This window comes from Myxococcota bacterium (assembly GCA_039030075.1).
Classification (GTDB): Bacteria; Myxococcota_A; UBA9160; order UBA9160; family SMWR01; genus JAHEJV01.
Map to the genome: position 1 here is coordinate 160,767 of JBCCEW010000005.1, position 13,222 is coordinate 173,988.

Genomic DNA, 13,222 nt, shown 5'->3' on the forward strand with positions numbered 1-13,222 from the left:
CCTTCAGCCCGCGACTTCGACGACGATGCGACCGACCGTGCGGCGCTCTTCCAGCGCGGTGAGCCAGCGCGGCAGGTCGGCGAAGGGAACCACCTCCGCCACGATCGGGCGCACGCGCTGCGCTGCGAGCAGCGCCCCGAGTTCGGCGTGCACGGCGTCGCCGACCGATCGCGGCATGAAGTTCCAGCCCATCGCCTGCTTCAGTGGGGCCGGGTCGGCGCTGTAGGCGAGCAGCACGCCCCCGACGAAGAAGTTCCCGAAGCACAGGGGGCGGGGGGTGATCCCGGCTTCGTCCTCGGCCTCGATGCCGGCCGAGAAACCGACCAGGATGTGCCGTCCGTTGCGCGCGATGCAGCGAAAGCTCTGCTCGGTGACGCTGCCCCCGACGGTGTCGAAGACCACGTCGACGCCGCGTCCCTCGGTGGCTTCGAGGGTGCGCGCAGCGAAGTCCTCGGCGAGGTAGTCGAGGGCCGTGTCGGCACCGAGCCGCGCGCAGAAGTCGCGCTTCGCTTCGCCGCCGGCGGTGGTGATGACTCGCGCGCCCGCCACCTTCGCGAGCTGCACCGCAGCCGAACCGACGCCGCCTGCCGCGGCATGGATCAGGACGGTTTCGCCGGCGCGCAGGCCTGCGCGTTCGTGCAGGGCGAGGTGAGAGAGATGGAAGGGGTAGAAGAAGCCCGCAGCGTCCGAACCCTCCAGCGCACTCGGCGCTTCGAAGGTCATGTCGACGGGGGCGATCGCCTGTTCGGCGTAACCGCCGGTCGCGCCGCTGGGACAGGCCACGACCCGCTTCCCGAGCCAGGCCTCGGCGCCGGTACCCGCGGCGTCGACCTGGCCGGTGACTTCCATGCCGGCGGTGTAGGGCAGCGGCGGGTTCACCGTGGCGTAGCGACCGAAGCAGCCGTCGACGTCGTTCTTGTTGAGGACCGTGTGGCTGACCGCGATGCGAACCTCATCCGGGCCCGGCTCGGGAGCCGGGATCTCGCGCAGGGCCAGGGCCTTCTCCGGAGGTCCGTGTTGTTCGACCCGCCACGCCTTCACGTCTCGTCTGCCTCCTGCTCGGGGCGCGCAATGGCGCGAATCGCCGCCTGCTGGAGCGCGGCGGCGCGGTAGGGCTTCGGGAGCCACAACACCTGGTCGGGGCCGAGGTCGGCCTGGGCGAAACCCTGGGCGTTCCCCGTCGACAGCACGACCGGGAGTTCGGGGCGCTTCTTGCGCAGCTCCGCGAGCACTTCTTCGCCGGAGAGGCCCGGCATGCGTGCATCGAGCAGGACGACTCGGAGATCCCGAAGCGCTTCGATGCGGGTGAGTGCTTCGTGACCATCCCGAGCCTCGTGCACGTCGAGTCCGAGCTCGCGCAGCGCTCGTCCAGCGAAGCGCCGCACGGATTCCTCGTCGTCCACGACCAGCGCCGCCCCCGCCATCTCGACCGCGAGGTGGAGCCGCTTCTTCGCCTCGGTCTGGGCGGGCTCGGCGTCGACGAAGGGAACCGAGACGCGAATGCGCGTCCCGCGCCCGGACTCGGTGTACACGTGGATGTTCCCGCCGTGGGACCGCACGATGCCGAGAACCGCCGAAAGGCCGAGCCCCCGACCCGCCGGTTTGGTGGTGAAGAACGGGTCGAAGATGCGCGAGGTCAGGTCCTCGTCCATGCCGCTGCCGTCGTCCTCGACTTCGAGGAAGACGATCGGGCCCGCGAGGGCGATGTCCGGGATGACGCCGCCGGGCGCGGCTTCCTCTCGGCCCGTGCGCACGGTGACCGTGCCGAACCGATCGATCGCGGCGCCCGCGTTCGTGATCAGGTTCAGCACCACCTGTCGCAGCTGTCCCGCGTCGGCGATCACCGTCGAGGGGGCGTCGCTCAAGTGGAAGCGCAGGGAAACGTCGGCCGGAAGTGCCGTGCGCGCGAGCGAGTCGACGTCGCGAACGAGCGCCGAGACCGATACCGCGCCGCGCACCGAGCGACTGCGACCGGCGTAGGTCATCAGCTGGTCGGTGAGATCGCGGGCCTGCTCGGCGGAGAGCGCGATCTCCTCGGCCAGTGTCGCCGTGTCCTCGGGTGAATCGCCGGGCAGCATCGAGGCATTGCCCAGGATGCCGGTGAGCAGGTTGTTGAAGTCGTGGGCGACCCCGCCCGCCAGTACGCCGAGGCTCTCCAGGCTCTGCGACTCGGTCATCGCTTCTTCGAGACGCCGACGAGCGCGCTCGTTCTCGAGGGCTTGCTGCTGGGCCGCGGCGAGGTCGCGCAGCGCGCGCTTCTTCACCCATTCCGAGAGCAGGACCACGCCGGCAGTACCCAGCGTCAGGGCGATCACGCCAGGGAACTTCGCGGTTGCGGTGGTGGTCGGATCGAGCTGAATCGGAAAGGCGACGCCGCTTGCGCGCAACCACCAGAGACCCGCTGTGAAGGCGCATGCCACACCCAACCAGCCGAGCCCCACGCGCCAGCCGGAGAGCAGTACCGAGACCGCCGGGATCACGGCGACCGTATGCAACGCGGCGTTGGCATCGCCGCCGGAACCGCCTGCGATGCCGGCCACGAAGAGCATCAGCCCGAGGACCAGCGCGTTCGCCACGAAGGTGAGAGAGACTCCAGCGCTCAGCAAGAAGAGCAACGCGGCCGAGCAAGCCATTGCCGCACCGTTGCCGATGGCGACGGGCCACTGGCCTTGGAGGGTCATCACGACGGAAGTCGCGCCCTGGATGAGGGCCGACAACGTGCACGCGATCACCGTGATGCGCGCCTGGCTCAGACGATCCGGTTCGGCTCCGCTGAGGTCCGGCGGAAGGAACCCGTCGATCCAGCGGAAGGCGCGCTCGGGAAGGTTCGTGTTCAACCCTGCTCTCCGTCGGAGCGCCTCAGGGTACCCGACTCGAGCGCCGGGCGAGTGGGATCAACGCGCTTCGCGGACGTGGAGCTCGGCGAGTCCGATGCCGCTCTCGCCGCCGACGGCGTAGAGCAGGTAGCTGCGCCCTTCCTCATGGAAGAGGGCGGGATCCCGCAGCTGGTTCACGAGACCGTAGGCGACACTACGCTGCGACGGCTCGACCGGCCCTGCGGAGCCCTCCCAGGCGCGCTCGGGCCGCAGGACCTCGGTGGTCGTGCCCTGCCGCCAATCGAGCCAGTTCGCGCCGAGCTCGACCCGGGTGAGGAGGATCCGCTCCGGGGCGTCCCCCACTCGGGTCCAGAAGACCCACAGTGTGTCGCCCCGGACCCAGACGGCCGAGTGCCGCATGTTGCGGTCGAAGAGGCGGGGACCTGGCTCGAGATCGAAGAGTCCGTCACCCGAACGGTAGAACTGGCCGGGCATGGCGAGGGCGTAGGTCGTGTCGCGATAGCGGAACGCGCGCAGGTAGGTCTTCGGAGCGGTTTCCGGGAGCGCCTCGAAGTGGATCCCGTCGGACGACAGCGCGACGCGGCTGGTCTGTTCCGCGAAGCCCGAGAGCCCGTGGAAGTACATGACGATCTGCCGTCGCTCGTGATCGACATGGACGTCCGGCGACGCGATGTGGGGGGTCGTGAAATCCAGCCGGGGGCTGTGGGGGAGCTTCACGCCCGCGAGGCGATACAGGAGCGCCATGCGGCGGACTTCGCCGTCCGAGGCCTCGGGGGGTTCGGTGGGAAACCCGGAGTCCTCGAGTTGGAGACTCCCCGGCGCATGGATCGACCACGGTCCTTCGAGCGTATCCGCGTACGCGAGTCGGATGTAGCGACCCTTGTGATCGGCGAAGTAGAGGTAGTAGCGACCCAGCCGGTTCGGGGCCCAATCGGGGACGCGGATCAGCGAAGGCCCTTGGATGTTCTCGCCCAGCGAGGGGTGAAGGCCCGGGTGGATGATCGGAGCGTCGACGAGTCGCTGGGCACGCACGCTCTCGTCGCGCGGTTCCGGTGTGTGCGCACAGGCGATCGCGAAGGTGGCCGCCAGCAGCAGCGCGGCGAGCCCGGCCGCGCCCCTCACTCGGTCTCGAATACGCCGTCGAGGAAGGCGAGCACCGCGTCGCAGAAGACATCGTTGCGGTCGCCGGCCACCATGTGGCCTGCATCCGAGATGTCGGCGAACTGGGCGTGGGGCACCTGATCGAGGAAGATGCGCGCGCCTTCTTCGCTCAAGATGTCGCTCATGCGGCCGCGCACGAGCAGGGTGGGCACTCGCAGCGATTCGGCGGCCGCATCGATGTCGGTGTGCTCCCGCGGCGGCTCGGCGGGTTCCTTCCCCTGGATGAAGCGCGGGTCCCAGTGCCAGCGCCAGCGTCCGTCCTCGCCGTGGCGCAGATTCTTCTCGAGGCCCGAGAGATCCTTGGGGCGCGGACGATGCGGGTTGTAGGCCGCGATCGCGTCGGCGGCCTCGTCGAGGTTGGCGAAGCCGTCGGGCCGCGCCCGCATGAACTCGAAGATGCGCTCGAGCCCCTTCGTCTCCATGCGCGTGGCGATGTCCACCATCACGAGTGCAGCGGCGAGGTCACCGCCACCGCGGTGCAGTGCCAGGAGGGAGGACATGCCGCCCAGCGAGGCTCCGACCAGCACCGGCGGTTGCGGGAGGGCGCGGGCCACGGCCACGACGTCGTCGGCGTAGGTCGTGCGGTGGTAGTCGCCGTCGGGGGCCCAACTGCTGTCGCCGTGCCCGCGTTGGTCGAGGGAGATGGCGCGCCAGCCCCGCTTCGCCAGGGCTGCCGCCGTGCCCGACCAGGCATGCCGGGTCTGGCCGCCGCCGTGGAGCAGGACGACGGGCCGCCCCGCCTCGGGACCCCAGTCGTCCCCGGCGAGGGTGACGCCGGGAGCGACGTCGAAGGCGATCGGACGGGGGGCGAGGAGGTCGTCGGGGAGGGACTCGGCGGACATGGTCGTCCCAACCTATCGTGGCAGGGCGCCCGGCGCCGGCGGGAGCGGTCACGCTACCCTGCTCGTTTCGGAGGACCCCCCATGATCGACCAGACCATCGAGAACTGGCACGCCCACATCGCCGGCAAGTTCCCCGGCGGCCTCGACGAGCTGCTCGCCGACGACGTGGTGTTCTACTCGCCGGTCGTGTTCACCCCCCAGAAGGGGAAGGACATCACCAAGCTCTACCTCGGCGCAGCCGGGAACACCCTGGGTGGCGGCGACGCGAGCGGCGGCAGTACCGGCGCGTTCCGGTACACGAAGGAGATCCTCTCCGGAAACCACGCCATGCTCGAGTTCGAGACCGAGATGAACGGCAAGCACGTGAACGGCGTCGACATCATCACCTGCAACGACGACGGGAAGATCATCGAGTTCAAGGTGCTGATCCGCCCGCTGCAGGCGGTGAACGCAGTGCATCAGCAGATGGCTTCGATGCTCGAGAAGATGAAGGACCGCTAGTCGGAGGTTCTCCCGATGGGATCGAACGACGCGACCGCCCCCTACCCTCTGCGCGACGACCTCGTCTCCGTGCACGAGGAACTCCGCGCACGCATCGCGGCCCCCGGCACCTGGTGGAGCGGCGCCGAGCGAACGGCCATTGCCGCTGAGGCGCGGGCGGCGCGCGACTGTCCGTTCAACAAGGAGCGCAAGCAGGCGCTCTCCCCGACGGCCGTCGAGGGATCCTGCACGTCGGTGACCGATCTCCCGCATCGCGTCGTGGACACGATCCATCGCATCGTCACCGATCCGGGACGACTCTCGCGATCCTGGTACGAGAAGCTGCTCGCCGACGACGTCCTCACCGACGCCGCGTACGTCGAGCTGGCGGCCGTCGCGATCCTGCAGAACGCGCTCGATGTGTTCGCCCTCGCCGTCGGCGTGACGCCAGCGCCCCTGCACGAGCCGCTGACCGGCGAGCCGACGCGTGCACGCCCGGCGACGGCGCGGCACGACGGGGCCTGGGTGCCGCAGATCCCGCCGGGCGAAGACGGTGGCGAGGATTGGCGCGACGTCTACGGCGACCGCGAGAGCGTGCCGCAAATCGGCCGGGCGCTGAGTCTCGTCCCCGACGAGGTGCGGATGATGAACCTCGTGGCCCAGCCTCACTACATGAAGCTCGAGCACGTGATCGACCCGTCGTACGTCGAGCCGGGCCGCACCCTCGATCGCCTGCAGACCGAGCTGATAGCGGCCCGCGTCTCGGCGATCAACGAGTGCTTCTACTGAACGACGGCGCACGCCAGCCTGCTCCGTGTGAGCGGCGCGATGACGGGAACCGAGATCGAGCTCGGAAGCGTGGCCGACGGCAAGGGGACCGGGGGCGTCGCCCACGGCGACGTGCTGATTGCCTTCACCGACGCCGTGATGGCGAACGAGCCCGAGGCCATGGCGCGCACCCGCGATGCGGTCACAGCAGCGCTGGGCGAGCAGGCGGTGGCCGATGCAGCAGGGGTGATCGCGATGTTCAACATCGTCGATCGGGTCGCCGACGCCACGGGCATTCCGATCGACGAGGGCGGCACCCACGACCTGCGCTACGCGATCGGGAGCGAGCTCGGCATGGACGGTCAGACCCCCGAGGCGCGCGCGGCGCGCTGAGCCGACGGAGCCAAGCGATGCGCGCTGTGGGACGCGCACTTCTGCCGACGCTGCTGGTCCTGCTGGGCGCGGTCTCCCTCGCGGCGGGAGACGCACGGGTGGACATCGCCGCCGTCGAGACGGCGCACCGGCAGAACGATCTGCCGGCGCTCGAGACCCAGTACAAGGCGCTCGACCGCGAAGGAACGCTCGGGCTTCGCAGGCGCTACCTGCGGGCGTTCATCGCGTGGCGTGCGAACCATGTGCTCCGCGCGAAGCCTGACAGCGCGTCGGCGCGCAACGCCTGGCTCGAGACGGCCCGCGTCGATCTCGACGCGGTGCTCGCGACCGATCCGCACCACGTCGAGGCGCTCGTTCTCCAGGCCGCCGTGCTCGGGGAGCTCTCCGAGCGCAGCGTCTGGGAACGGCTCACGCTCGGCCGCACCGCCTACGAGCTGCTCGAGCGCGCGATCGCGCGGGGGCCGGGCAACCCGCGCGCGGCCCTCCAGCGGGGCGTGTTCCGGCTGTACGCGCCCGGCTTCGCGGGGGGCGGAACCGACGCGGCGCTCGCCGAACTGGAGCGCGCCGAGCTGCTCTTCAAGACCGAGCCGCCCGATGCCTGGCCCGGCTGGGGGCGCGTCGACGTCGCGGCCTGGCTCGGCCAGGCGCTGGTAGCGGCGGGCCGACCCGAGGAAGCCCGCGCCCACTACCTCGAAGGGCTGGCCTACGCGCCGCCTTCGCCTTGGATCCGCGAGGTGCTGTTGCCCGAGCTGGGGCCTTCGCCGAAGCCCTGATTCCCCACCCCGAACACGTTGGTCGGGTCGACCGCCCGTTTCAGCTGGCGTCCCCACTCGAGCATGCCGCCGGATTGGATCCGGCCGAGGAACGGGCTGCGGATCTTGCCGATGCCGTGGTGATGCGAGAGGGAACCGCCGCAGCGCAGCACCTCGTCGCGCGCCGCGTGCTCGATCTCGGCATAGACTTGGCTCGGATTCTCGACGCCCTTGTAGTACGTGGCGAAGTAGAAGTAGACGGCGACGCCCGTGTCGTAGAGCTGGGTGATGCGACAGGTGATGAAGGGTTTCCCGGGGAGACCGCGCTCCCGGTGCTCATCGCGGATGCGTTGCTTCACCCGTTCGCAGAGGTCGAGGGCCTGACTCCACGGGACCGACGTCTCGAAGGACTCGGCCAGCATCCAGTGGTTCATGATCCAATCGCGGATGTAGGCGATTCCAAAGGTCAGCTGGTAGCCGCGGCGACCGTTCTCGGCGCCCCCGGCCAGGCCGCCGTGGCGCGACGCGAGACGGCGGACGTGACGCTGCTGCGTCCGGACTTCCTCGGCGCCGCCCTCGTAGACGAGCGTGCACGCGCACATCGTTTCGGGATCGAACCCCTTGAGCCCGACGACGAACGCCTTCTCGAGCTTCGACTTCCAGGCCTTCCAGCCGGTGCGCTTTCCCTTGAGCATCTGGCTCAGCTGGAACTGCATGTTGTCGACCAGGCGCACACTCGCGGGCGGGATGCCTTCGCGCTCGAGGTCGCGCAGGAACCGGAAGCCGCTCTCGAAATCGCGGAACACGATCGAGCCGTAGACCTGCTTCTCGGGCAGGGGGAAGAGCTTCACGACGGCGCGGGTCACGATCCCCAGGCCGCCCTCGGACCCGAAGATCCAGCGTCGCGCGTCGGCGATGCCGACCGATTCGCGGGGAACCGTCGCGCTGCGTTCGAGCACACCCCGGGCGGTGACGGCCGTGACATCGAGGACGATCTGCTCGATGTTCCCGTAGCGGTTCTTCTTCATGCCGCTGGCATGGGTGGCGATCCAACCGCCGAGGGTCGAGAACTCGACGCTGTCGGGTTCGTGACCCAGCGTGAAGCCGTGCTCGGCGAGCTGCTCGACGAGCTGCCGTCCGACCGCCCCGGCCTCGATGCAGGCCATCCGGTTCTCGGGGTCGATCCACAGGATGCGGTTCATACGCGAGAGGTCGACCGACACGATCGTGCGCGACTCGTTCGTCGGGCAGCGCAGCGCATCGGTGACGTTCGTCCCACCGCCGTAGGGCACCAGGCAGACGTCGTGTCGCAGGGCCGCTTCCACCAGGGCGACGACCTGCTCGTGTTCGGTGGGGAACACGACCAGATCCGGCACCCGCTCGATGCGCCCATACTTGATGGCGTACATCTCTTCCTGGGTGTGTCCATGGCCGTGGCGCAACCGGACTTCCGGGTCGCGGGAGATCTGATCGTCGGCCAGAACCTTCGCCATCTCGTCTTCGAAGGCCGCGTGGGAACGCGCGGACGGAATCTCGGGGGGGTAGCGAGCCGGGTGGCGATCGTCGGAGCGCACGGCCGGGTGGATCGTGTCGTGCACCCAGCCCAACAGCTCGGCCAGCTCTTCGCCGCAGAGCGGATAGCGCGAGCCGGTGAGCACGACGGTTCCGTCGTCGCGGAGCTGGAAGGCGGTGTCGCGGAAGCCCCAGACGTCGAAGCTCTCGACGTCCTGGGGGTCGGGAACCCAGGGTTCGGGCACGATGCGCTTCGCTTCCAAGACGTCCCCCCGTTGGCGCGACTCTAGTCTGACGCGGGCATCGCAGCCGGCGCAACGGGCGGCCCGGTCAGCGAGGGGGGTGCCGACGACCGCTCGAGCGCCTCGAGGATGCGCGGATCGTCGCGCGACGCGAGGTCGTAGAGGTCGAGGAACACCTCGCGGAGGTTGTCCTGGCGCCGCCGGCGGAGTCCATCGAGGAGCGGCCCCAGGCCCCGGGCGCCGGGGCCGAGCAACGTCCGTACGAGCTCGGCGAGCAGCGCCGGATCGACCCGGGTCTCGTGAACCACGGGGAGGGACCCGCGGTCGTGGGCGGTGAAGAGCCAGCCGTGTGCGCGGCTGGCTGCTCGCACCAGCCCGAGCCGCGCGGCCGCGGAGAGCTGCTCCACCCCGTCGACGAAGAGCACCGCCTCGGGCGGCAAGCGCCGCGCCTGGGACCAGAGCGCGCGCGCGGTGGGGACGGGCTGGGCCTCGCTGAACCGCCAGGAGACGACCCGCTTCCCGCCGGCGGTGAAGCGGGCTGCGAGGGCGCGCAGCAACGTGGTCTTTCCCGATCCGTGGGCTCCCACCACGACGCCGCGGCGCCCCTGGCGTTCCCAGCGCGCGAGCAAGCGCTCGATGGACTCGCCACGCGGGCGGTAGGCGAGGGCGTCGAGTCGCGACGTGCGGAACGGGTTCTCGCGTGCGCGCACGTCAGTCGCCCTCGTCTTCCCCGAGCACGACTTCGCGTCGATCGGGCCCGAGCACGAGTTCGAGACGTCCCACGTCGCGCGGGCTGTCGGAAACGGCCTCGATCGCCCAGCGCACCGAGACGAGCTGCCCCGAGCACGAGTAGGGACCCGAGGGCAGGGTGAAACGGAAGGGGCTCGAGCCGCTCGCGACGGGGGCTCCCAGCGGGATCTCCTCCGCAATGCCGACGTCGCGGTCGCCGCGCCCTTCGGTGTACCAGAGCAGACGCAGGCGGATCGTCTCCGGGGCGGCGTCGCACATCCACTGCAGGTCCCCCCGCAGCGTTGCTTTGGGAGCGAAGGCGGTCTCGCCGCCCTCGGTGCGGATCTCGATCATGCGCTCACCCCTCTGCGCGCCGTGGCAGCACGACGATCGGGTACTTCTCGGACACGTCGGGCCAGCGCCGGATGTCTCCCTCGACCGCCAGCGACCAGACGACCGCATTGTGTTCGGCTTCGAAGCTGTGCATCGACGTGGCCGGGATCTCGACGCGGACGTGCCCGCCCATCCCGCACGCAGGCGCCGGGAGGTCGGCCAGGACACGCTCCATGAAGGTCTCGGTGGCGGTGTGGGTGTTGGTGCCGACGGTGTAGGTGGCGCGCTCTTCGCCGCGGAGCACGATGCGCACCTGCTGCAGTCGCTGTGCGTTCCCGTGGAAGCGCCACTGGAGATCGAGGGCGTCCCCGAGTCGCGGCGTCGGCTGGCTCGCGACGAGCTCGGGCTTCGGGTTTCGGAGCGCGAGGATGCCGTAGCCGATGCCGAAGACGAGGCCGATCCCGACCAACACGAAGGGAACGAGGAACAGGATCAAGAACCAGTCGGTGCGGCCCCGCGCGTACTCCTGCCACGCCTGGTACACGAAGAAGCTCATGATGCCGTTCCAGAACAGGGCGGCGAAGACGATCCCGGCGAGGCGCATGCCGCGCGACGACTCGGGCGCGAGCGGTGCCGAGCCGGAGCGCGGATCGTGCTCGGGGAGCACCGCGTCGTGGGCGTCGCGCGTTTCCGAGGGAGCCGTTCCCGAGAGCATCCCGAGCGACTCCGCCTTTGCCAGTCGCCTTCGCCCCTGGTGGATGAGCAGCGCCCCGACCCCGAAGAACACCAGCGGGATCACGGCGAGCCAGGCGTGCGCCGTCAGCCCGCGTTCGAGCACGGCTTCGTTCGATCGCTCGGGGTGGATCCAGCAGTCGACTTCTGCGCCGACCGGATGCGCGCGAACGATCTCGCGCTTGCCCTCGATGCCCGAGCTGGATCCGCCGAAGAAGCCGTGGCGGCTCGAGCGCTCCTCGCCGCGACCGCGGTCCCAGCGATACAGGATGTCGACGCTGTAGGTGGTGCCGTCGTCACTCGAATGCGACCGGACCGAGCTGTGCTCGACGATGCAACGGTGGGCGTTCCAGCGCTGGGCGTCGAGGATCTGCAGGAGGGGCTGGAAGGCGAGGAACCAGCCGGCGAGGGCCCCCACCGCCGCGAAGAGAACACCCATCCCGATGAGCCCGCGGCCGGTTCCGGTCTTCTTCGCGTGCCGTCCCAGGTCCTCGGGGAGCGGGCGTCCCTGGGCGTCGGTGGCGTCGCGACGCCACATGGCCACGATGCCGATCCCCCCGATCGCCACGAAGATCAGCGGCAGCAGGAGGAAGGCCGCCATCCAGAGCGGGCCGCGCTGGAGCACCAGATCGCCTTCGCTCGAAGCGAAGCACGCCACTGTGGCACCCGCCGGATAGGGAGCGAGCTGGTTCGCCGCGCTTCCGTAGTCGCCGAAGGTCGGGTCGTCGCGACGCAGCTGCTGGCCCTGGAGCTCCGGTCCCGCGTCGAGGGTGCGGTAGCGCACGACCGGCACGTAGGGGTCTTCGCCCCCATCCCGTGACACTTCGCTGTGAAGGATCTCGCAGCGACGCTCTTGCCACTGGTAGGTGTCGGCGCTCTTCAGGAGCTCCTGGCCGAGGAGCCAGGTGAACACCGCTCCCATCGCGAAGAAGAAGCCGAAGAAGAGGGTTCCGACGAGCTTCGCACCGAACCCCATGGGCTCGTTGCTGGCCTTCCTCTTCCCCATCCGTAGGCGCAGTCGCGACACGGGCCTCGGCGAACCTCCGACACACGCAGGTGGTCACCCGCGTCGGGGGGGATGCGACCTGTTCGGGGGGATCGAACCTATGCGGGGGCCGGCGCTGGCGTCTCCGCGGGCTCGTCGCCCGGGATCCGCACGAACGACAGCAACACCCCCCCGAAGAACAGTAGCGCCAGCTGCATCAGGAAGGCGGTGCGATAGGTGCCGGTGGCGTCGTAGAGGGCTCCCGCGATCGCGGGCGCGGCGGCGACCAGCGGCAGGGTGGCCAGGCCCCCGAGGCCCTGGGCGCGTCCGAAGGCGAGGCGACCGAAGCAGCGACCGAGGATCACCCCGAAGAGCGGCATGGCGGCGCCGATGCCCAACCCGTAGAGGGCGCCGGTCGCGACGAACAGCGGGTAGCTGGGTTCGAGGTAGAGGAGCGCCCACACGGCGAGGTTGGTCAGCACCAGCCCCCAGATGGCCGCATGAGGCGGAATGCGATCGGCCAGGGCGCCGAAGGCGATCTTCCCGAACAGGGAGAACGGCACCATCGCGGTGAAGAAGCGGGCCGCTTCCTGGGCCGAGAACCCGAGCTCGCGTCCAAAGGGGATCCCGACCAGGGTCATCACGATCGGCGAGGTGAAGATCAACCCGAAGCCGACGGCGAGCATCCAGAGCCGCGGGTCGCGGGCCAGCTCGGAGGTCTCGGGAATGGCTTCTCCGGTGACGGCTTCGCCGTCCGTCGCATCGGGGACGGGTTCGCCATCGGGCAACTGGCCCACCAGCTCGGGGCGTCCGATCGCGCCGAAGGCGAAGGCCGGCACGCCCAACCCAAGTGCCAGCAGCCCGAAGTAGAAGATGGCGGCGCGCCAACCCTGGTTCTCGATCCAGTAGGCAGCCAGCTCGGGCCCGACGGCCCCGGCGATCGTGGCTCCGGCGACCGCGATGCCGAGGGCCAACCCGCGCTTACGCACGAACCAGTTGGCGACGAGGGACGAAGAGGGGATGGGTCCGAAGCCGGCTGCGCCGATCGCCACGACGCTGCAATAGAGCAACCCGAACAGCCAGAAGGCTTCGACGCGGCTCATCAGGATCAGGCCACCACCCGCGACCGCTGCGCCCAGGGGCATGATGACGCGGGCGTATCCCCGGTCGAGGAACTGGCCGAGGATCGGACCCGAGAGTCCCATCACCACGAACACGATCGACATCGCCCGGCTGAGCTCGCCCACCGACTTGTCGAAGGTCTCGGTCAGGGGTTCGAGGAAGACGCCGAAGCTCGACAGCGTCACCGTGTTCGAGAGCAGCTGCGCCAGGAACGCGATGAAGACGACGCGCCAGCCGAGGAATCCCCGCACACCAGCGGCAGCCTTCTCGGTATGGGGGGCCGGGGCGTTCATGCGCGCCCGAGCATCGCACCTTTTCGGCAGCGCCCCCAATC

13 protein-coding genes are annotated in these 13,222 nt (G+C 69.8%); 4 read left to right on the forward strand and 9 right to left on the reverse strand.

The window, feature by feature from the left end; translation table 11 throughout:
- Positions 1-3: 3 nt before the first annotated feature.
- The 4 genes from AAF430_07390 to AAF430_07405 are packed head-to-tail and all read right to left on the reverse strand — an operon-like array spanning position 4 to position 4,840.
- Entirely contained in the window at positions 4-1,041 is a 1,038-nt protein-coding gene (locus AAF430_07390; protein ID MEM7410038.1) for a zinc-binding dehydrogenase, read from the reverse strand.
- Positions 1,038-2,837 (reverse strand): ATP-binding protein, encoded by a 1,800-nt coding sequence (locus AAF430_07395; protein ID MEM7410039.1) that lies wholly within the window; start codon positions 2,835-2,837, stop codon positions 1,038-1,040. Before AAF430_07395 ends, AAF430_07390 begins: the two co-directional genes overlap by 4 nt.
- 57 nt (positions 2,838-2,894) lie before the next feature.
- Positions 2,895-3,959 carry a hypothetical protein gene (locus tag AAF430_07400; GenBank protein MEM7410040.1) on the reverse strand — a complete coding sequence of 355 codons (1,065 nt, stop codon included), beginning with the start codon at positions 3,957-3,959 and terminating at the stop codon, positions 2,895-2,897.
- Complete coding sequence (locus tag AAF430_07405; GenBank protein ID MEM7410041.1) at positions 3,956-4,840, reverse strand: alpha/beta hydrolase; 885 nt, start codon at positions 4,838-4,840, stop codon at positions 3,956-3,958. Before AAF430_07405 ends, AAF430_07400 begins: the two co-directional genes overlap by 4 nt.
- Positions 4,841-4,921: 81 nt before the next feature.
- Here AAF430_07405 and AAF430_07410 point away from each other — a divergent pair, with 81 nt between their 5' ends.
- The 4 genes from AAF430_07410 to AAF430_07425 are packed head-to-tail and all read left to right on the forward strand — an operon-like array spanning position 4,922 to position 7,254.
- Positions 4,922-5,341 carry a nuclear transport factor 2 family protein gene (locus AAF430_07410; protein MEM7410042.1) on the forward strand — a complete coding sequence of 140 codons (420 nt, stop codon included), beginning with the start codon at positions 4,922-4,924 and terminating at the stop codon, positions 5,339-5,341.
- A 15-nt stretch (positions 5,342-5,356) separates the two neighbouring features.
- Positions 5,357-6,109 carry an alkylhydroperoxidase-related (seleno)protein gene (locus AAF430_07415; GenBank protein MEM7410043.1) on the forward strand — a complete coding sequence of 251 codons (753 nt, stop codon included), beginning with the start codon at positions 5,357-5,359 and terminating at the stop codon, positions 6,107-6,109.
- Positions 6,110-6,136: 27 nt separating this feature from the next.
- On the forward strand, positions 6,137-6,481 hold the full coding sequence (locus AAF430_07420) for a hypothetical protein (GenBank protein ID MEM7410044.1): 345 nt from the start codon (positions 6,137-6,139) through the stop codon (positions 6,479-6,481).
- A gap of 17 nt (positions 6,482-6,498) precedes the next feature.
- A complete protein-coding gene (locus AAF430_07425; GenBank protein MEM7410045.1) occupies positions 6,499-7,254 on the forward strand; it encodes a hypothetical protein in 756 nt (251 codons plus the stop codon).
- Here the strand turns inward: AAF430_07425 and AAF430_07430 are convergent.
- The 5 genes from AAF430_07430 to AAF430_07450 all read right to left on the reverse strand — a co-directional run bounded on the left by AAF430_07430 (position 7,185) and on the right by AAF430_07450 (position 13,181).
- Complete coding sequence (locus AAF430_07430) at positions 7,185-9,008, reverse strand: FAD-binding oxidoreductase (protein MEM7410046.1); 1,824 nt, start codon at positions 9,006-9,008, stop codon at positions 7,185-7,187. The two genes, AAF430_07425 and AAF430_07430, sit on opposite strands and share 70 nt — an antisense overlap.
- A 23-nt stretch (positions 9,009-9,031) precedes the next feature.
- Entirely contained in the window at positions 9,032-9,697 is a 666-nt protein-coding gene (locus tag AAF430_07435; GenBank protein ID MEM7410047.1) for an AAA family ATPase, read from the reverse strand.
- Between the two features lies 1 nt (position 9,698).
- Positions 9,699-10,070: a hypothetical protein gene (locus tag AAF430_07440; GenBank protein ID MEM7410048.1), complete on the reverse strand. Its 372-nt coding sequence runs from the start codon at positions 10,068-10,070 to the stop codon at positions 9,699-9,701.
- A 4-nt stretch (positions 10,071-10,074) separates the two neighbouring features.
- Positions 10,075-11,808 carry a DUF3592 domain-containing protein gene (locus AAF430_07445; GenBank protein ID MEM7410049.1) on the reverse strand — a complete coding sequence of 578 codons (1,734 nt, stop codon included), beginning with the start codon at positions 11,806-11,808 and terminating at the stop codon, positions 10,075-10,077.
- A 77-nt stretch (positions 11,809-11,885) separates the two neighbouring features.
- Positions 11,886-13,181, reverse strand: a complete 1,296-nt coding sequence (locus tag AAF430_07450) for an MFS transporter (protein MEM7410050.1) — start codon at positions 13,179-13,181, stop codon at positions 11,886-11,888.
- Between the last annotated feature and the right edge of the window lie 41 nt (positions 13,182-13,222).

What these genes read in the sequence shown, in the direction of transcription:
- AAF430_07405 (MEM7410041.1), bottom strand. Translation starts at nt 4,840, where the DNA reads ATGTCCGCCGAGTCCCTCCCCGACGACCTCCTCGCCCCCCGTCCGATC.
- AAF430_07410 (MEM7410042.1), top strand. Translation starts at nt 4,922, where the DNA reads ATGATCGACCAGACCATCGAGAACTGGCACGCCCACATCGCCGGCAAG.
- AAF430_07415 (MEM7410043.1), top strand. Translation starts at nt 5,357, where the DNA reads ATGGGATCGAACGACGCGACCGCCCCCTACCCTCTGCGCGACGACCTC.
- AAF430_07425 (MEM7410045.1), top strand. Translation starts at nt 6,499, where the DNA reads ATGCGCGCTGTGGGACGCGCACTTCTGCCGACGCTGCTGGTCCTGCTG.
- AAF430_07440 (MEM7410048.1), bottom strand. Translation starts at nt 10,070, where the DNA reads ATGATCGAGATCCGCACCGAGGGCGGCGAGACCGCCTTCGCTCCCAAA.
- AAF430_07450 (MEM7410050.1), bottom strand. Translation starts at nt 13,181, where the DNA reads ATGAACGCCCCGGCCCCCCATACCGAGAAGGCTGCCGCTGGTGTGCGG.